Origin of the sequence: uncultured Streptococcus sp. (assembly GCF_963521255.1) — a bacterium.
In the GTDB taxonomy this organism is placed as follows: Bacteria; Bacillota; Bacilli; order Lactobacillales; family Streptococcaceae; genus Streptococcus.
Genome location: NZ_CAUQTU010000003.1, coordinates 156,117 through 174,071, shown reverse-complemented (window position 1 = coordinate 174,071; position 17,955 = coordinate 156,117). Strand labels below are relative to the sequence as shown.

Annotated in this window: 18 protein-coding genes, 1 tRNA gene, 1 pseudogene and 2 other annotated features; of the genes and pseudogenes, 13 read left to right on the top strand and 7 right to left on the bottom strand. The window is 42.1% G+C overall.

Going from position 1 to position 17,955, the window contains the following annotated elements:
- Positions 1 to 20 precede the first annotated feature (20 nt).
- The 9 genes from RWP09_RS03865 to trpA all read left to right on the top strand — a co-directional run bounded on the left by RWP09_RS03865 (position 21) and on the right by trpA (position 9,415).
- A complete protein-coding gene (locus RWP09_RS03865; RefSeq protein ID WP_140833838.1) occupies positions 21 to 713 on the top strand; it encodes a sugar transferase in 693 nt (230 codons plus the stop codon).
- A gap of 42 nt (positions 714 to 755) precedes the next feature.
- Positions 756 to 1,985: a DegT/DnrJ/EryC1/StrS aminotransferase family protein gene (locus RWP09_RS03860; RefSeq protein ID WP_314434238.1), complete on the top strand. Its 1,230-nt coding sequence runs from the start codon at positions 756 to 758 to the stop codon at positions 1,983 to 1,985.
- A 34-nt stretch (positions 1,986 to 2,019) separates the two neighbouring features.
- Positions 2,020 to 2,250: a binding site (T-box leader), on the top strand.
- 287 nt (positions 2,251 to 2,537) lie between these two features.
- Positions 2,538 to 2,763, top strand: a binding site (T-box leader).
- A gap of 392 nt (positions 2,764 to 3,155) precedes the next feature.
- Complete coding sequence (gene trpE / locus RWP09_RS03855; RefSeq protein WP_314434236.1) at positions 3,156 to 4,517, top strand: anthranilate synthase component I; 1,362 nt, start codon at positions 3,156 to 3,158, stop codon at positions 4,515 to 4,517.
- A complete protein-coding gene (locus RWP09_RS03850) occupies positions 4,514 to 5,080 on the top strand; it encodes an aminodeoxychorismate/anthranilate synthase component II (protein ID WP_000601909.1) in 567 nt (188 codons plus the stop codon). The genes trpE and RWP09_RS03850 overlap by 4 nt, the downstream gene beginning before the upstream one ends.
- Positions 5,081 to 5,090: 10 nt before the next feature.
- Complete coding sequence (gene trpD, locus RWP09_RS03845; RefSeq protein ID WP_314434234.1) at positions 5,091 to 6,095, top strand: anthranilate phosphoribosyltransferase; 1,005 nt, start codon at positions 5,091 to 5,093, stop codon at positions 6,093 to 6,095.
- On the top strand, positions 6,092 to 6,859 hold the full coding sequence (gene trpC, locus RWP09_RS03840) for an indole-3-glycerol phosphate synthase TrpC (RefSeq protein WP_314434232.1): 768 nt from the start codon (positions 6,092 to 6,094) through the stop codon (positions 6,857 to 6,859). The genes trpD and trpC overlap by 4 nt, the downstream gene beginning before the upstream one ends.
- On the top strand, positions 6,846 to 7,445 hold the full coding sequence (locus RWP09_RS03835; RefSeq protein ID WP_314434229.1) for a phosphoribosylanthranilate isomerase: 600 nt from the start codon (positions 6,846 to 6,848) through the stop codon (positions 7,443 to 7,445). The genes trpC and RWP09_RS03835 overlap by 14 nt, the downstream gene beginning before the upstream one ends.
- Positions 7,423 to 8,646 (top strand): tryptophan synthase subunit beta, encoded by a 1,224-nt coding sequence (gene trpB, locus RWP09_RS03830; protein WP_314434227.1) that lies wholly within the window; start codon positions 7,423 to 7,425, stop codon positions 8,644 to 8,646. The genes RWP09_RS03835 and trpB overlap by 23 nt, the downstream gene beginning before the upstream one ends.
- The gene (trpA, locus tag RWP09_RS03825; protein ID WP_314434225.1) at positions 8,639 to 9,415 is read left to right on the top strand and encodes a tryptophan synthase subunit alpha; all 777 of its coding nucleotides are present in this window, start codon (positions 8,639 to 8,641) and stop codon (positions 9,413 to 9,415) included. Before trpB ends, trpA begins: the two co-directional genes overlap by 8 nt.
- On the opposite strand, the gene RWP09_RS03820 is transcribed toward trpA, so the two are convergent.
- Entirely contained in the window at positions 9,387 to 10,046 is a 660-nt protein-coding gene (locus RWP09_RS03820) for a prepilin peptidase (RefSeq protein ID WP_314434223.1), read from the bottom strand. The two genes, trpA and RWP09_RS03820, sit on opposite strands and share 29 nt — an antisense overlap.
- A gap of 69 nt (positions 10,047 to 10,115) precedes the next feature.
- Here RWP09_RS03820 and RWP09_RS03815 point away from each other — a divergent pair, with 69 nt between their 5' ends.
- Complete coding sequence (locus RWP09_RS03815; protein ID WP_314434221.1) at positions 10,116 to 10,571, top strand: GNAT family N-acetyltransferase; 456 nt, start codon at positions 10,116 to 10,118, stop codon at positions 10,569 to 10,571.
- A gap of 158 nt (positions 10,572 to 10,729) precedes the next feature.
- Here the strand turns inward: RWP09_RS03815 and RWP09_RS03810 are convergent.
- From RWP09_RS03810 to RWP09_RS03785, 6 genes and pseudogenes are all read right to left on the bottom strand, one after another.
- A pseudogene (locus RWP09_RS03810) lies at positions 10,730 to 11,608 on the bottom strand (SDR family NAD(P)-dependent oxidoreductase).
- Between the two features lies 1 nt (position 11,609).
- Complete coding sequence (locus RWP09_RS03805) at positions 11,610 to 12,446, bottom strand: alpha/beta hydrolase (protein WP_314434218.1); 837 nt, start codon at positions 12,444 to 12,446, stop codon at positions 11,610 to 11,612.
- Between the two features lie 14 nt (positions 12,447 to 12,460).
- Positions 12,461 to 13,465 (bottom strand): NADP-dependent oxidoreductase, encoded by a 1,005-nt coding sequence (locus RWP09_RS03800; RefSeq protein ID WP_314434216.1) that lies wholly within the window; start codon positions 13,463 to 13,465, stop codon positions 12,461 to 12,463.
- Positions 13,466 to 13,557: 92 nt separating this feature from the next.
- A complete protein-coding gene (locus RWP09_RS03795; protein ID WP_218774140.1) occupies positions 13,558 to 13,989 on the bottom strand; it encodes an Rrf2 family transcriptional regulator in 432 nt (143 codons plus the stop codon).
- A 234-nt stretch (positions 13,990 to 14,223) separates the two neighbouring features.
- Positions 14,224 to 14,296: transfer RNA gene (locus RWP09_RS03790), tRNA-Lys, on the bottom strand.
- 264 nt (positions 14,297 to 14,560) lie between these two features.
- Positions 14,561 to 15,832 carry a replication-associated recombination protein A gene (locus RWP09_RS03785; RefSeq protein ID WP_314434213.1) on the bottom strand — a complete coding sequence of 424 codons (1,272 nt, stop codon included), beginning with the start codon at positions 15,830 to 15,832 and terminating at the stop codon, positions 14,561 to 14,563.
- A 115-nt stretch (positions 15,833 to 15,947) separates the two neighbouring features.
- Here RWP09_RS03785 and RWP09_RS03780 point away from each other — a divergent pair, with 115 nt between their 5' ends.
- Genes RWP09_RS03780 through RWP09_RS03770 form a run of 3 tightly spaced genes read left to right on the top strand, consistent with a single transcriptional unit; the run spans position 15,948 to position 17,934 of the window.
- Positions 15,948 to 16,418 carry a DUF3013 family protein gene (locus tag RWP09_RS03780; RefSeq protein WP_314434211.1) on the top strand — a complete coding sequence of 157 codons (471 nt, stop codon included), beginning with the start codon at positions 15,948 to 15,950 and terminating at the stop codon, positions 16,416 to 16,418.
- An 18-nt stretch (positions 16,419 to 16,436) separates the two neighbouring features.
- On the top strand, positions 16,437 to 17,504 hold the full coding sequence (locus RWP09_RS03775; protein WP_314434208.1) for a M50 family metallopeptidase: 1,068 nt from the start codon (positions 16,437 to 16,439) through the stop codon (positions 17,502 to 17,504).
- A gap of 1 nt (position 17,505) precedes the next feature.
- Positions 17,506 to 17,934 (top strand): NUDIX hydrolase, encoded by a 429-nt coding sequence (locus tag RWP09_RS03770; RefSeq protein ID WP_314434206.1) that lies wholly within the window; start codon positions 17,506 to 17,508, stop codon positions 17,932 to 17,934.
- Positions 17,935 to 17,955 lie beyond the last annotated feature (21 nt).

Here is a 17,955-nt window from a genome sequence, read left to right as displayed (position 1 = left end):
AAACACAAAGGAGAAACAGCATGCTGAAATGGGAAGACTTGCCTGTGGAAATGAAATCAAGCGAGGTTGAGTCTTACTACCAGCTTGTCTCTAAAAGGAAGGGTTCGCTGATTTTCAAGCGTTGCTTGGACTGGGTCCTAGCCTTGGTCTTACTGGTTCTGACCTCTCCTATCTTTCTCATCTTGAGCATATGGATCAAGTTGGATAGCAAGGGGCCAGTGATTTACAAACAAGAGCGCGTGACCCAGTACAATCGACCTTTCAAGATTTGGAAGTTCCGTACCATGGTGACGGATGCGGACAAAAAAGGCAGTCTGGTGACTTCTGCTAACGATAGCCGCATTACCAAGGTTGGCAATTTTATCCGCCGTGTCCGTTTGGATGAACTGCCTCAGTTGGTCAATGTTCTTAAAGGCGAGATGTCCTTTGTAGGGACGCGTCCTGAAGTTCCACGTTACACAGAGCAGTATAGCCCTGAAATGATGGCGACCTTGCTTTTACCAGCAGGGATTACCTCTCCAGCCAGCATCAACTATAAGGATGAGGACACTATCATCAGTCAAATGACGGATAAAGGCCTGTCAGTTGACCAAGTCTATATAGAGCATGTTCTTCCTGAAAAGATGCGCTATAACCTCACTTATCTCCGAGAATTTAGTTTCCTTGGAGACATCAAAATCATGTTTCAAACCGTGTTTGAAGTGCTAAAATAAAGTAGTCATGAGAAAATGAGTACAGATAAAAGGAGCAAATCAATGCCAAATTACAATATTCCATTTTCACCACCCGATATTACGGAAGCAGAAATTGCTGAAGTAGCGGATACCCTGCGTTCTGGTTGGATTACAACAGGTCCTAAGACAAAAGAACTGGAGCGTCGCTTGTCTCAATACACACAGACGCCCAAGACTGTCTGTCTTAACTCTGCGACTGCCGCTCTTGAGTTGATTTTACGCGTTTTGGAAGTGGGACCTGGTGATGAAGTCATCGTTCCAGCCATGACCTATACAGCTTCATGTAGTGTCATCACTCACGTAGGAGCAACCCCTGTCATGGTGGATATCCAAGTAGATACGTTTGAGATGGACTATGACCTGCTTGAGCAAGCTATTACTGAAAAGACTAAGGTGATTATTCCGGTTGAGCTTGCGGGGATTGTTTGCGACTATGACCGTTTATTCCAAGTAGTGGAAAACAAACGTGACCTCTTTACTGCTTCAAGCAAGTGGCAAAAGGCCTTTAGCCGTATCGTGATCGTGTCTGATAGTGCCCATGCTTTGGGATCTACTTATAAAGGGCAACCAGCTGGTTCTATCGCTGACTTTACTTCCTTCTCATTCCATGCCGTTAAGAATTTTACAACTGCAGAAGGTGGAAGTGCCACTTGGAAGGCCAATCCAGCGATTGATGACGAAGAGATGTACAAGGAATTCCAAATTCTTTCCCTTCACGGACAAACTAAGGATGCTCTTGCCAAGATGCAACTGGGTTCATGGGAATACGATATCGTCACACCAGCCTACAAGTGCAATATGACCGATATCATGGCGTCACTTGGGTTGGTACAATTGGGCCGTTACCCAAGTTTGCTAGAACGTCGTAAGGATGTCGTGGACCGCTATGATCGTGGTTTTGCAGGTTCTCGCATTCGTCCATTGGCGCACAAGACTGATACTGTTGAATCTTCACGCCATCTCTACATCACCCATGTAGAAGGAGCAAGCCTAGAAGAACGCAATCTTATCATCCAAGAATTGGCTAAAGCAGGAATTGCAAGTAACGTACATTACAAGCCACTTCCGCTCTTGACAGCTTATAAGAATCTTGGCTTTGATATGGCGAACTATCCTAAGGCTTATGCCTTCTTTGAAAATGAAATTACGCTCCCTCTTCACACTAAACTAAGTGATGAAGAAGTGGACTATATCATTGAGACTTTCAAAACAGTTTCTGAAAAAGTGCTAACTTTATCAAAAAAATCGTAAAAAAGTCTTGACAAAGAAAAAACAAAGTATTAAAATAAGTTCAATAAATCAGAAAAGTAACTATTTTTGATCTTCAGGGAGCCTGTGGTGATTGTGAACAGGTGGTTGGAAGTAGTGAAAGTGGGCTGATTTTAAAAATGAATTTGAAACAATGAAAATTCGGTGCGCACACCTTACAGTGCAACTTGTTGTTAGACAAGGTAGAGATGTAAAGGAGATAGTTCCTTTATAATTGAGGTGGCACCGCGTTACCAACGCCCTCACACAGAAGTATATTCTGTGTGTGGGCTTTTTTCGTAACATGATAGCGATAGAAAGTGGAAATATTCTAACTATCAAGGAAAAAAGCTAGCAATACTCAATGAAAATCAAAGAGCAAACTAGGAAACTAGCCGCAGGCTGTACTTGAGTACGGCAAGGCGACGTTGACGCGGTTTAAATTTGATTTTCGAAGAGTATAAAGGTGTACCGAGATGAACATCTCTTCATCAATGTCTCTGGTCGTGGAGATAAGGACGTAGCTGCGATTGCAGACTACCTAGAAGCTAAAAAATAAAAGATGGAAAAATTACAGTCTTTTCTCTCACAGAGAGCTTGTGGTTGCTGGAAACAAGTAGAGAAAGTTGTAAGGTTGGGTCCATCTGAAACAAGAGAAGAAAACATAATTCTCAAGGGAGTGCCCTTTATCGCACAGCCTGTTACAAGAGGTTTCTGAGACAGGAATGAGAGATAGGAGAAATCCTATAATTGAGGTGGCACCGCGAATTTCGTCCTCACGCAAGCTATTTTGTGTGGGGATTTTTTGTATTTTTATTATAGGTCCTGCTGTTAAGTTTTAAATTATTTTTCATCATTAAATAGACTGCTACAAAAAATTTGCGAACGAAGTGAGCTTTTAAAAGATATTTCCCGCCATAGTGGTATTCTCGAGAAGCAAAGATGCTTCTCGAGAACGGAATTTTTGAGAGTAAAATAGTTCGGGGAACTATTTTAGCCTGAGCCTAGAAATGAATGAGCGAGGAGCTCAAAAATTAGGTCTTTCATTTCATGGATTTCTAAAATCATCCACTGGATAATTTTACCTCCCGTCCGCACTATTTAAGGGAAATAGAAAAAATCATAAATTAAGACTAAAAGTCTACAAAGAAAAGAATCGAAAGGGAAATTACAATGGAACGAATCATTCATGGAGATGTCTTATCACCAATCTTGGCTTATATGCGCCTAAAGGGGCAACACAAGGTTATCTTAGAGAGTATTCCGAGAGACAAGGAAACCGCTCGTTTTTCTATCTTAGCCTATAATCCAGTTTTTGAGATTAAGTTTGAAAATGGAGTTCTTTATCAAAATGGTCAAGTGATTGATCGGGATCCCTTGGATTTCCTTTATCAAGTGACTCATAAGAGCCAGCATAATTCAGATCTCCCTTTTGGTGGTGGGGCAATTGGTTTTGTTAGTTACGATATGATTTCGCTTTATGAAAAAATTGGTCAAATTCCTGAAGATACAATTGGGACGCCAGACATGCATTTCTTCGTCTATGAGAGCTACATGGTCTTTGACCATAAGAAGGAAAAAATTCATGTTATCGAGGATGCTCTCTATAGTGAGCGTAGTCAAGAAGACTTGGAAAAAGCCTTGAACCAAGTGCTTGAGGAATTACGCATTCCTGATCCAAATGAATTTGAAGACTTGGATCTATCTCCGTTAGACTTCAAACCCCATATCGCTCCTCAGAAGTTTGAGGAAATGGTGGAAACAGCTCGTGATTTAATTCGTAACGGGGATATGTTTCAATGCGTACTCAGCCAGCGTTTCTCAGCAGAAGTTACTGGAAATCCATTTGACTTCTACAGAAATCTCCGCGTGACTAATCCTTCTAATTACCTTTATTTCTATGATTTTGGGGATTATCAAATCATCGGAGCTAGTCCAGAAAGTTTGGTTTCTGTCAAAAATGGCATTGTGACAACCAATCCGATTGCAGGTACGCGACCAAGAGGAGCTACGGATGAAGAAGACAAGGCTTTGGCGACAGACCTGCTTTCGGATGAGAAGGAAACAGCAGAGCATCGGATGTTAGTAGACTTGGGTCGTAATGATATTGGCCGTATCTCTGAAACGGCCAGTGTCCAAGTCACCAAGTATATGGAAGTGGAGCTCTTCCGTTATGTTATGCATTTGACCAGTGTGGTCAAGGGGCGTTTGCTTCCAGAACTCACTGCTATGGATGCCTTGAAAGCAACACTTCCTGCTGGAACCGTTTCTGGAGCACCAAAGATTCGAGCGATGAGACGCATCTATGAACTGGAAACGGAAAAACGGGGCGTATACGCAGGAGCAATTGGCTACTTGTCTGCGACGGGTGATATGGATTTCGCCATTGCCATCCGAACCATGATTCTTAAAAATCAAACAGCCTATGTGCAGGCTGGGGCAGGGATTGTCTATGACTCTATCGCCCAAAACGAATACCAAGAAACCATTAACAAAGCTAAATCTATGACTAGAATTGGAGAACTAAGACCATGATTTTATTGATTGACAACTATGATTCTTTTACCTATAACTTGGCCCAATATATTGGGAACTTTGCAGAAGTACAGGTCTTGAGAAATGATGATCCCAAGCTGTATGAAGAAGCTGAAAAAGCAGATGGTCTGGTCTTTTCTCCTGGTCCTGGTTGGCCAGTTGATGCTGGAAAGATGGAAGACATGATTCGTGACTTTGCAGGTAAGAAACCAATTCTAGGGATTTGTTTGGGCCACCAAGCCATTGCAGAAGTCTTTGGTGGTAAGTTAGGTTTGGCTCCAAAAGTCATGCATGGGAAACAGAGCAATATCAGCTTTGAAGCGCCATCTGTTTTGTATCAAGGTATTGAGGATGGCCGTGCGGTCATGCGTTACCACAGCATTTTAATTGAAGAAATGCCAGAAGACTTTGAAGTGACAGCTCGTTCGACTGATGACCAAGCCATCATGGGGATTCAACATAAAAACCTACCGATTTATGGCTTCCAGTACCATCCAGAGAGCATTGGAACGCCAGATGGCTTGTCTTCTATTCGGAATTTTATCGAGAAGGTTGTAAAGTGAGGAAACTAGGATGAAAGAGATTATTGAAAAATTAGCAAAATTTGAAAATTTATCAGGTGTGGAAATGACGGACGTCATTGAGCGTATCGTAACTGGCCGTGTAACGGAGGCGCAGATTGCTTCTCTCCTTTTGGCTCTTAAGATGAAGGGGGAAACACCTGAAGAACGCACAGCCATTGCCCAAGTCATGAGAGGGCATGCCCAACACATTCCAACTGAAATTCATGATGCCATGGACAACTGTGGTACAGGTGGGGACAAGTCTTTCAGCTTTAACATCTCCACAACTGCAGCCTTTGTCTTGGCTGGTGGTGGTGTTCATATGGCCAAACACGGTAACCGCTCGATTTCTTCTAAATCTGGTTCTGCAGATGTTCTCGAAGCCTTGGGCATCAATCTTGATCTCAAACCAGCTGAACTAGGTAAGGTCTTTGATAAAACTGGAATCGTCTTTCTCTTTGCCAAAAATATGCACCCAGCTATGAAATACATTATGCCGGCTCGTTTGGAATTGGGGATTCCAACGATTATGAACTTGACTGGTCCACTAATTCACCCAATGGCTTTGGAAACACAGCTTCTTGGAATTAGTCGTCCAGAACTTCTAGAAAGTACAGCTCAGGTTTTGAAAAATATGGGTCGCAAACGTGCCATCGTGGTTGCTGGACCAGAAGGATTGGATGAAGCTGGTTTGAATGGAACAACCAAGATTGCACTTCTTGAAAATGGCGAAATCACCTTATCAAGCTTTACTCCAGAGGATTTAGGGATGGAGCGCTACGCTATCGAAGATATTCGTGGAGGGAATGCTCAGGAAAATGCAGAAATTTTGCTCAGCGTTCTTAAAAATGAAGCAAGTCCATTCTTGGAAACGACAGTTTTAAATGCTGGTCTTGGTTTCTATGCTAATGGTAAGGTAGATAATATCAAGGATGGAGTTGCCTTAGCTCGTCAAGTGATTGCTAGTGGCAAGGCTCTTGAAAAACTCAGACTGTTACAGGAGTACCAAAAATGAGTCAGGAATTTTTAGCACGAATTTTGGAGCAGAAGGCGCGTGAGGTTGAGCAGATGGAGCTGGAGGAAATCCAGCCCCTACGCCAGACCTATCGCTTGGCTGAATTTTTGAAGAATCACCAGAACCGTTTACAGGTAATCGCTGAGGTCAAGAAAGCTAGCCCTAGTCTGGGAGATATCAATCTTGATGTGGATATTGTGCAACAGGCCCAGACTTATGAAGCGAATGGCGCAGTGATGATATCGGTTTTGACAGATGAGGTTTTCTTTAAAGGACATTTGGATTATCTGCGAGAGATTTCCAGTCAGGTAGGAATTCCGACGCTCAACAAGGACTTTATCATCGATGAAAAACAAATCATCCGTGCTCGTAATGAAGGTGCGACAGTCATCTTGCTCATTGTGGCAGCCTTGTCAGAAGAACGCCTCAAGGAACTGTACGACTATGCGACTGAGCTTGGTCTGGAAGTCTTGGTGGAGACTCACAATCTAGCTGAACTAGAGGTAGCTCACAGACTTGGAGCTGAGATTATTGGGGTCAATAACCGCAATTTGACCACCTTTGAAGTCGACTTGCAGACCAGTGTAGATTTGGCCCAGCACTTTGAAGAAGGTCGCTATTACATTTCTGAATCTGCTATTTTCACAGGGCAGGATGCGGAACGAGTAGCACCATACTTTAACGGAATTTTAGTAGGGACAGCTCTCATGCAGGCAGAGGATGTGGCTCAAAGAATCAAGGAGTTGCAGATTGACAAAGGTTAAGATTTGTGGACTATCTACCAAAGAAGCGGTGGCAACAGCCGTTTCAGCAGGAGCAGACTACATCGGTTTTGTCTTTGCACCTAGTAAAAGACAGGTGACCTTGGAAGAGTCTGCTGAGCTGGCGAAGCTCATTCCTGTGAACGTTAAAAAGGTTGGTGTATTTGTTTCACCAAGTCGAGCAGAACTACTAGAAGCGATTGAAAAAGTTGGCTTGGACTTGGTTCAAGTTCACGGCCAGATAGCGGATGATGTGTTTGAGGATTTGCCTTGTGCCAGTATTCAGGCTGTTCAAGTCGATGGAGAGGGTCATGTGTCCAATTCTCAGGCAGACTATCTACTCTTTGATGCCCCTGTGGCAGGGAGTGGCCAGACCTTTGACTGGGGGAAATTGGATACGACAGGAATAGCACAGCCCTTCTTTATCGCAGGTGGGCTTAATGAAGATAATGTAGCACAAGCAATTCAACACTTTACTCCCTATGCAGTAGATGTATCAAGCGGAGTGGAGACAAATGGACAAAAAGATCAGGAAAAGATTAGAAGATTTATAGAGAGGGCAAAGAATGGCATATCAAGAACCAAATAAAGATGGATTTTACGGGAAATTCGGCGGACGTTTTATACCAGAAACATTGATGACAGCAGTTTTGGAGTTAGAGAAAGCCTACCGTGAAAGTCAGGCAGACCCAAGTTTCCAAGAGGAATTAAACCAACTCTTGCGCCAGTATGTGGGGCGTGAAACTCCTCTTTACTACGCAAAAAACTTGACCCAGCATATCGGCGGAGCCAAGATTTATCTTAAACGTGAAGACCTCAACCATACAGGGGCTCACAAGATTAACAATGCCTTGGGACAAGTTCTTCTGGCTAAACGCATGGGTAAAAAGAAAATTATCGCTGAAACAGGTGCTGGTCAGCACGGTGTAGCAACTGCAACAGCTGCGGCCCTCTTTAACATGGAATGTACCATCTATATGGGTGAGGAAGATGTTAAACGCCAAGCCCTCAATGTCTTCCGTATGGAACTTTTGGGAGCCAAGGTCGAGGCTGTAACAGACGGTTCGCGCGTGCTCAAGGATGCGGTCAATGCAGCCCTTCGTTCATGGGTAGCTAATATCGATGATACCCACTATATCCTTGGTTCTGCCTTGGGGCCTCATCCATTCCCAGAAATCGTTCGTGACTTCCAAAGTGTCATCGGTCGAGAGGCTAAACAACAGTACCGTGACTTGACAGGTAAAAATCTGCCAGATGCCCTAGTAGCCTGTGTTGGTGGTGGTTCTAATGCTATTGGGCTCTTCCATCCCTTTGTAGAAGATGAGTCTGTAGCTATGTATGGGGCTGAAGCAGCAGGACTTGGTGTGGATACGGAGCATCACGCAGCTACCTTGACCAAGGGTCGTCCTGGTGTTCTTCACGGTTCTCTCATGGATGTGCTCCAAGATGCTCATGGTCAAATTCTTGAAGCCTTCTCTATCTCAGCAGGTTTGGACTATCCTGGTATCGGTCCAGAACATTCTCACTACCACGATATCAAACGTGCCAGCTATGTCCCTGTGACAGACGAAGAAGCCTTGGAAGGATTCCAACTCTTGTCTCGTGTGGAAGGGATTATACCAGCCTTGGAATCTAGCCATGCTATTGCTTTTGCGGTGAAATTGGCCAAAGAACTTGGACCAGACAAATCCATGATTGTCTGCCTATCAGGTCGTGGGGACAAGGATGTGGTTCAAGTCAAAGACCGCTTGGAAGCAGATGCAGCAAAGAAGGGAGAAGCTCATGCCTAAGACACTAACAGAAAAATTAAAGGCTATAAAAGCAGCTGGAAAAGGAATTTTTGTTCCCTATATCATGGCTGGAGACCATGAGAAAGGTTTGGATGGTCTAGCTGAAACAATCCACTTTTTAGAAGATTTGGGTGTCTCTGCAATTGAAGTGGGCATTCCCTTTTCAGATCCTGTTGCAGATGGACCTGTTATAGAAGAAGCTGGCTTGCGCAGTTTAGCCCACGGGACCTCTACCCAGTCTTTGGTTGAAACCTTGAAAACTATTCAAACAGAGGTTCCGCTGGTCATCATGACCTACTTCAACCCCCTCTTTCAGTACGGTGTGGAGAACTTTGTCAAAGATTTGGCTGATACAGCGGTTAAGGGCTTGATTATTCCAGACCTTCCTCATGAGCATGCCAACTTTGTAGAGCCTTTTTTGGCAGACACAGACATTGCTTTGATTCCTTTAGTAAGCTTGACCACAGGAATTGAGCGCCAAAAAGAGTTGATTGAAGGAGCGGAGGGATTCGTCTATGCCGTTGCCATCAATGGGGTGACAGGGAAATCAGGCAATTACCGTGCAGACTTGGACAAGCACTTGGCGCAATTGCATCAAGTGGCTGACATTCCAGTATTGACAGGATTTGGTGTATCAAGTCAAGCTGATGTAGAACGCTTTAATGCGGTGTCAGATGGCGTTATAGTTGGTTCGAAAATTGTAAAAGCTCTCCACCAAGGAGAGCCGATTGAGGACTTTATCAAACAAGCAGTAGCTTACCAAAAATAATCACGCAAGCAGCAAGTAAGAGGAAAGGAACAAAAGGAAGTCTTTCCTTTTTCTTTTGCAGGAGAAAGGCTAGAATTCCCGTCGCAGAAGCAAACTGAATCAAGATCAGTAATTCGGTTGCGCTAAAGACGAGAGCACAAGAAGCTAAAAAGAGAAAATCCCCTGTACCCATGCGGATATCGATAAAATGAGCCATGATTCCAAGGACAAGGAGGAAGACCATGACTAGATTCCAGCCAGAGCAGGCCATTAGGAGTAGGTGGAAAGTCATCCAGACTAGTAAGGGATATTCCTGATGGCGAAAGTCGTAGATGCCCAAGGTCAAGCCAGCAGTGATTAGTATGACTTGCCCCAAGGAAAACACTCCCCAAGACCAGGCCAGAAAGAGGAGCCCCAAGCCTAGTTCAAAGAGGGCATACCAAACAGGATAGCGAACCTTGCAGTAGCGACAGCGAAAGCGATTGAAGACCTGCGATACAATAGGAATCAAATCTAAGGGACGCAAGCGAGTTTGACAGGAATCACAATGACTAGCTGGACTGATAATGGATTGCTCTGGAAAACGGTCAATGACCAAACCAAGAAAGGAAGCGAGAATGCTCCCGACAAGAAAAAAATAAAAATCAATCATACTTATCTATTCGTAAAAAATAGGAGAAGTAGTATAATGGAGAAACATAGATAAGATGGTGAGGTCAAGATGATAATTCGTTTTGAAGAAAAGGTGAGCACTGAAAACGCTCAGCTCGTATGCAAATGGTCCAACTCTCTTGGCAAATCTTTTCAAGAACAATGGATGGGAACAATGATTCCTTTTCCCTTGACAATTCAAGTCTTGCAAGATTTGGAAGGAATCTTTTCAATCTTTGAAGGACAAGAGTTTGTCGGGCTTATCCAGAAAATCAGGCTAGAAGGTAGGAATCTTCATATCGGGAGATTTTTTATCAATCCCCAGAAACAGGGGCAAGGCTTAGGTGGCCAGGCTTTAAGGAAATTTGTTAGTTTGGCCTTTAAAAATGGAGACATAGATAGTATTTCTCTAAATGTCTTCGAGGCAAATCAAAGAGCTCAGAATCTTTACCAAAAAGAAGGATTTGAAATCGTTCAAATGGTTGAAGCACCTGTAAGAAAATATATTATGAAGAAGGGGAGATAGGAAGCAAAAAAAGAGGTTAGAAAAAGTCTTTGAAATCAGAAAAAACGCATAGTATCCAGTTTTGAAGACCTTGATATTATGCGTTTCATTGTGGGGAGATTTACTTCGTTTTCTCCTGAAATTGAGTTTCTGTCCAGTCTTCCTCTTGTATTAAATTTTTAATCAAACTCAACATATTTCTGTTTAAATAACTCAATTTTATCATTACAGTAATTGATTAAATCTTGAGCTTTCTCAAAAGTATAGCCTTTTTCAGATACAGATTTTATTTTCTTATCATCAAAATAGTAGCCAGTCAAACCAGTGATTTCTTCTGAAAATGTAAGATAGTAGCCTGTTTCAATTCCCTCGTCTAGATCTTTGGAAAATTATTTTATCAAACGTCCAAAGAGAGACTTTTTCGTCTTTTCATAACTGGAATCACTCCCTAAGTTGGTTGAAATTAAGCCAGGATGGTAAGAATTGACGGTGATGCTTGAACCACTTAAAAAGAAGTCTCTGTCTAGATAGCGTGTCATCCAAATAGTGTAAAGTTTGGAATTATTATAGGCCAATCCGGGATTATAGTTGTTCTCAAATCCAAAGTCTAAATCCTTGACCTTGGCAAAATGATGCATATAGGAAGAAGTATCAATGACACGGCCGTCAGACGCTTTTTCTAACAAGGGACTTAGCTCAGTTGTTAAAATATAGGGAACCAGAACGGATAACATAAAAGTCAACTCGACATTTTCAGTACTCGCTTTTCGTTCTTTTCCAGCATATATGCCTGCATTGTTAAATAAGACATCGATACTTTGAAAGTTTCGCTTGATTTCCTCCAGAAATCGATAAACATCATCTAATTTTGAAAAATCTGCCAAGTAGCTAGAAACTCTGCCTCTCAAGGAAACTGCCCGAACCTCTTGAAGCGCCAGCTCAAGTTTTTGAGGATTTCGACCATGAAGGATGACATGATGGCCTTCACTGGCCAATTTCTTTGCCAAATGTTTACCGATACCGTCAGTAGCACCTGTAATCAGAACCGTTTTGACCATCTTAGTCCTCCAAGAAAGCTATTAGTTCTGTTGAAAATTCGTCTGCATATTGGAAAATCGAACCGTGGCCAGCATTTGGATAGATGATGAGCTTACTATTTTCGATTTTTGCATGCATATCATAAGAATTTTCCGTTGGAACCTGCATATCCTTGTCGCCGTTGACGATTAAGGTTGATTGAGTGATAAATGTTAGGTCGTCTTGAGAATCTTTCCCCCACCGTTTAATAGCTTTAAGTTGAGTTAGGAATCCTGATAGGTTCATGTCTTTATCTGCAAATTCCTTTGTTCTCATCCTCATTCGTCCTAGGACTTTCAAGGCTTCAATTTTCCCTTGTTCATCATGATTATAGAAGATATAGCGTTTAGGATTGATGCGCTTGAGTCCAGCTTTAAACATATAGTTAAAGGTTTTTCCTGTGACCTTATCAACCTCTTTTCCGCCTCGAGGTCCTGTTCCAGCCAAGATTAAACGATTGACTAGAGCAGGCTTGATTCGGATGATTTCTTGGGCAATCATACCTCCCATAGAAAGACCTAGGAGATTGATTTTCTTGTAACCAAGGGCTTTTACAAAGTTAATTGTCTGCTTAGCCATTCCAGGAATAGTCGGAGCAACTTTGCCCTGACTAGCTCCAACACCAGGAAGATCGACTACAATGACATGGTGCGTTTCAGCAATCAGGTCTAAGAGTTTAGGATCCCAGTTATCGAGAGTTGCTGCCAAATGGACCAGCATCAGAAGAGGTAGTTTTGATTTGCCTTTACTGAGTTCGCGATAAGCGATTTTGTTCCCGTCGACTGTGATGTATTGATTTTTTGTTGTAATATATGACATGATTTTTTCCTTTTTTATTTCTTAAAGCTGAGAACTGTTTTTCCACGTGAGCGACCATTAGCGACTTTGTCTAATGCGCTATTTACCTCTTCAAATGGGTAAACTGTATCGATAGAGGGTTTGATTTCTAATTTACTAAAGAGGTCAGCTACCTCTTGTAATTGAGCGCCATTGCTTTCTACAAAGATAAAATGGTAGTGGACGCCATATTTTTCTGCCATCTTATCAAATTTGCGACCCGCTAGTCCAAGTAAGATTTGTTTCCATTTTGGTAGATTCATGCGTTTGGCAAAGGCACCGTTTGGCATGGCACGAAGTGAAACAAGATGACCACCTTTTTTCATGATAGACATTTGTTTTTCAGTTTCAGCTCCACCGAGAGTATCGAGGACATAATCCACCTGACTAACAGTTTTTGTATAATCCTCTGTTTTGTAATCGATAAATCTATCTGCTCCTAGTTTCAAGACACGCTCAGCGCTATCTCCAGAACCGTTGGTAATGACCTTCAAACCTTTGGCCTTGGCAATCGGAATGGCCATTCCACCGACACCACCAGTCCCACCAGAAATAAAGATCGTTTTCCCAGCTTGAGCGCCCATGAGGTCAAGAGCTTGCATGATAGTCAAGGCAGTAAGAGGAACAGCACCAGCTTCCTCGTCTGATAGATAGTCTGGAACCTTGGCTAAGGCTTGGCTATTGACAGCTAGGTATTCTGCAAAGGCGCCAATTTGGTCGAGTGGGAGACGTCCAAAAACTCGGTCTCCGACTTTGAAATTTTTGACTTGTCTACCTGTCGCCTCAACGATACCGACTACTTCATTCCCCGCAGTTTGAGGAAGTTTGTAAGGAACAATCATCTTAACGTCACCACGAGAGATCATGTTATCGAGAGGATTAACCCCAGCTGCGGATACTTTCACCAAGACTTGTTTATCTGTGATACTTGGTTTAGCGATTTCTGTGATGTTCAGTGTGATATTATTTTTGTTATAAGTAGTATGTTGTGCGGCTTTCATGTGATTTCTCTTTTCTTTTTTAATACGACTAAATATACTTGTATTTGATACAAGTTCATGTTATTTCCAGTAAAAACTGACTTGTTATCAAATCAGTTTTGGACTTGTTTAGCTTGTTTATATAGATTGTCAATGACATCTTCTAAAGTTTGATTTGCTAATTCCTTCTCTAATTGAGATTCGGCACTAGCGAAAAGCGGTGAAACTGCTCCTTGGATATGTTTTCCAACGGGACAATCTGGATTACTATTTTGATGAACAGGAAATAAACTGATGTGATTGATTTCTTGAGTAGCATAGTAGATCTCTAGTAAAGTCATTTTCTTTGGAGACTTACTGAGTTGATAGCCTGTTTTTCCTTGCTGGGAATGAATCAAATCTGCGTTTTTCAACAAGGCAATCACCTTTCTAATGTAACTAGCGTTAGTCCCAACACTAATAGCTAGTGCTTGAGAACTTAATGTTTCCTTGCTTTCACTAATCATTGTTAAGATATGCAAAGCAACTGAGAATTTTGTATCCATCTGAACTCCTCTTTTGATAAACTTGTATTAGATACAAGAACAAGTATAACATAAATTAAAAGAAAAGCAAGACTTTTGTTTTAATTTTTAAAAAATTTTTTGAAGAATGTCATAAGATTAGATTTGTATGGAAAGTGTGTTCATAAAATTTTTAATTTACTATCCATTGGTAGAACAAAAGTAGAACAGATACGAAAAAAGCCTTTACTCAAGGCTTTTCCTGTTGTATTTAGATGCCCCCTACAGGGATCGAACCTGTGACCCACGGATTAAGAGTCCGCTGCTCTGCCAGCTGAGCTAAGGAGGCAAAGAAAAAAGCTGTATTGGTGCCGAAACTTCACGGTTTGTATTGAACCCGCGCAATTAAGCAGGTGGGCAACTCGCTCTAACTGAAGCTGTTTCCGTGTGAGACGGCCTACATGCTGTTAGAAGACTTTTGTTTCCCTAATAATACAAAAAATAGTCGGTCAACACTTAAGTGTGAAGTCGTACACCACAGCGTTTCTATGTTTATATGATACCACTTTTTCAAAAAAAATCAAGAGGAAAGTGCAATTTTTTGAAAAGGATTTCAGATTTTTCGCAAACGGTCGATAGCTTCCTTTCTTTGAGCCAAAGCCCGTTCATATTTACCAGTATCTTCTGCTTGGAAATAGTGATGATTGCGAATTTTTTCTGGCAGATAGTCTTGCTTGACCCAATTTCCAGGATAGTTGTGTGGATAGAGATAGTCTTGGGCATTCCCCAGTTCCTTGCTTCCACTGTAGTGCCCATCACGCAGGTGTCGCGGAATAGGCAAGTACCCTGATGTTTTGAGGTCGGCAAGTGCCTTATCCATAGCTACATAGGCTGAGTTGGATTTTGGAGAAAGGGCCAAATCAATCACAACATTGGCAATGAGAATGCGGGCTTCTGGGAAACCAATCCTTTGGGCAGCATCCAGAGCAGTCACGGTGTGAATCTGGGCTTCAGGATTGGCTAAGCCGATATCTTCATAGGCGATAACAGTCAAGCGACGAGCGAGACTTGGCAAATCACCAGCCTCAATCAAGCGAGCTGCGTAGTGGAGACTGGCATCCACATCCGAGCCACGGATGGACTTTTGCAGGGCAGACAGAACATCATAGTGACCGTCTCCATCCTTATCCATAGTGATGTAGCTCTGCTGCAGGCTATTTTCCATGATGTTTAGAGTGATATGGCGGATGCCCTCGTCATTCTCAGGGGTAGAAAGAACAGCCAAATCCAGTGAGTTAAAGGCAGAACGAAGGTCTCCGTTTGTAGAGGTCGCAATGAAATCCAGCGCATCCTCATCTAGTTCTACTAGAAAATCAAAACCACGTTCAGGGTTATTTAGAGCTATCTGAAGAGCCTCTTTGACGTCTTGGTTAGACAGAGGTTCCAACTCAAAAATTTGAACACGGCTACGAATGGCAGGAGTGACAGAAAAGAAAGGATTTTCAGTCGTTGCTCCAATCATGATGACCAGTCCACTTTCCAAGAGTGGAAGAAGAAAGTCTTGCTTGGTTTTATCTAGTCTATGAATCTCGTCTAGTAATAGGACGAGACCACCAGAGAATTTAGCCTCTTCCGCGATTTCTTGGAGTCTTTTTTTACTATCTACTGTCGCATTGAAAGTTCGAAAGGCATACTTGGTCGTCCCTGCGATGGCAGAGGCAATACTGGTTTTGCCGATTCCGGGAGGTCCGTAGAGAATCATGGAGGACAGGCGATTGGCTTCCACCATGCGGCGGATAATTTTTCCTTGTCCGACCAGATGCTCCTGACCGATGACCTGGTCGATGGTTTTAGGGCGCATGCGAAGCGCAAGATTGTCTGGCATAGCAGTCCTTTCTAACGTGGATTTTCTGATACATATGTGGTAAGATGGTAGTATCTATTTTAGCATATTTCCGAGCAATCGGGGCGATTTAAGAGTCGCATAGAAAGAGGACAAAATGGCAACATACGGATTTTTAGATGTTTTAGAGGAAGAGTTGGAGAAGAACTTTCCCTTTGACTTTGAGATTAGTTGGGACAAGCGTAACCACGCGGTTGAAGTGAGTTTTCTATTGGAAGCGCAAAATGCTGCAGGTGTGGAGATGGTAGATGAAGACGGAGAGGTTTCATCAGACGACATTCTCTTTGAAGAAGCAGTGCTTTTTTACAATCCTGCCAAGTCAACAGTCAATGAAGAAGATTATCTGACTGTCATCCCTTACCTGCCTAAAAAAGGGTTTTCTCGCGAGTTTTTAGTTTATTTTTCCCTTTTCCTTAAAGATACTGCCGAGGTTGGGCTAGATGCTCTTATGGACTTTTTGGAAGACCCAGAAGCAGAAGAATTCGTCATGGAATGGAACCAAGAAGTCTTTGAAGAAGGAAAAGTTGGCTTGGAAGAAGGAGAGTTTTATCCTTATCCGAGATATTAGGAGTTGGTTGAAGATTTTATGAAGAAAATTGGGATTTATTTGGTTTATGTGCTAGCTGTTGTCTTTATTATGCTGGCTTTTGCTTGTGGAACAATCGCATTTGCAGAGTTGGGGTATTCCGCAGTTTTAGTCTTTACTTTTGGTTATGCCTTCGCTCTTCTAAGCATGTATGTAATCTTTATTCTTCATGAGCTTGGTCATGCATTTTGTGGTTATCTGACAGGCTATCGTCTGGTGGCTTTTGGATTAGGGAACTTTCTTTTAACCAAAAAGTCAGGAAGGCTTCATCTTAGTCGAACAGCAGTTATAAAAAATGTTGGTGCTCAGTATATTGGTTTAAAAGAGAATGAAAGTGATCAAAGAATCATCTTGATGCTTTCAGGAGGCTTGATAGTTCATCTTTGCTTGATATTATTGGCAACACTTTTTGGTTTTTTGACAACAAACTGGTATTTTGCAGGCACTTGGATTTTTCTTAATTTGTCTTTCTTCCTAAACAACATTTTGCCAGTCGGCATCACCGATGGAGCAAAAATCTGGGAATTGCTACAATACCCTGAAAATACCAAATACGCCTACCTGATGTTGAGGCATTCTGCCCAGACCTTGCTAGCTCCTCAAGAATATGATTTAAAAGACTTTATCATATCTGTTGATGAGGATGTGAGAGGGAGTTTTGCAGAAAGTGTTCAGACTCTTCAGGGGTTGGTATTCATATTGGATGATAATATAGAGCTTGCAAAGCAACAGTTTCAGTCTGTGCTAGAGAAAACAGATAATCCAATGTCTAAAACTAGTTCTCAATTATACCTTCTTCAAGTTGCTCTGATGGAAGGAGATAATAAGAAAGCGGAAGAATATGCAAGTATTCGAGGGGTCAAATCCTTTTTATCTATAAAAACAGCAGATATGCAGGTCATTCAAGCTTGGTATCAATTTAAGGTAAGGAAAGATGTAGTTCAAACTCACAAGGCTATGAAGATTGCTAGACAGAAAATGAATAGTAGCCGTATGTTACGGGATGAGAAAAGATATTATGAAAACTGGTTAGCCAAGCTGGAAAAGGAATTAGCCGAAGGAGTCTAATATGGAAATAGAAATTTCTGATTTTACAGGATCTAAGATTGCCTTGATTTGTGGGGATAAGGTCTTGACTATCTTACGTGATGACAAGGACGATATTCCTTGTCCCAACATGTGGGAGTTGCCAGGTGGTGGTCGTGAAGGAAACGAAAGTCCTTTCGAGTGCGCAGCGCGTGAAGTTTATGAGGAACTGGGAATTCATTTAGATGAAGACTGTCTGCTTTGGAGCAAGATTTATCCTAGCGTAATCTTTAAAGATAAGCAATCGGTCTTTATGGTTGGTCAGCTAAGACAAGAACAATTTGACAATATTACCTTTGGAGATGAAGGTCAGGCCTATAAACTGATGCCTATTGAGGAGTTTTTGAAGTCTAAACAAGCTGTGCCTCAGCTCCAGGGGAGATTGAGGGATTATTTAAAAGTAAGTGATTAGAAAGGATGGTTCAGTTAAATT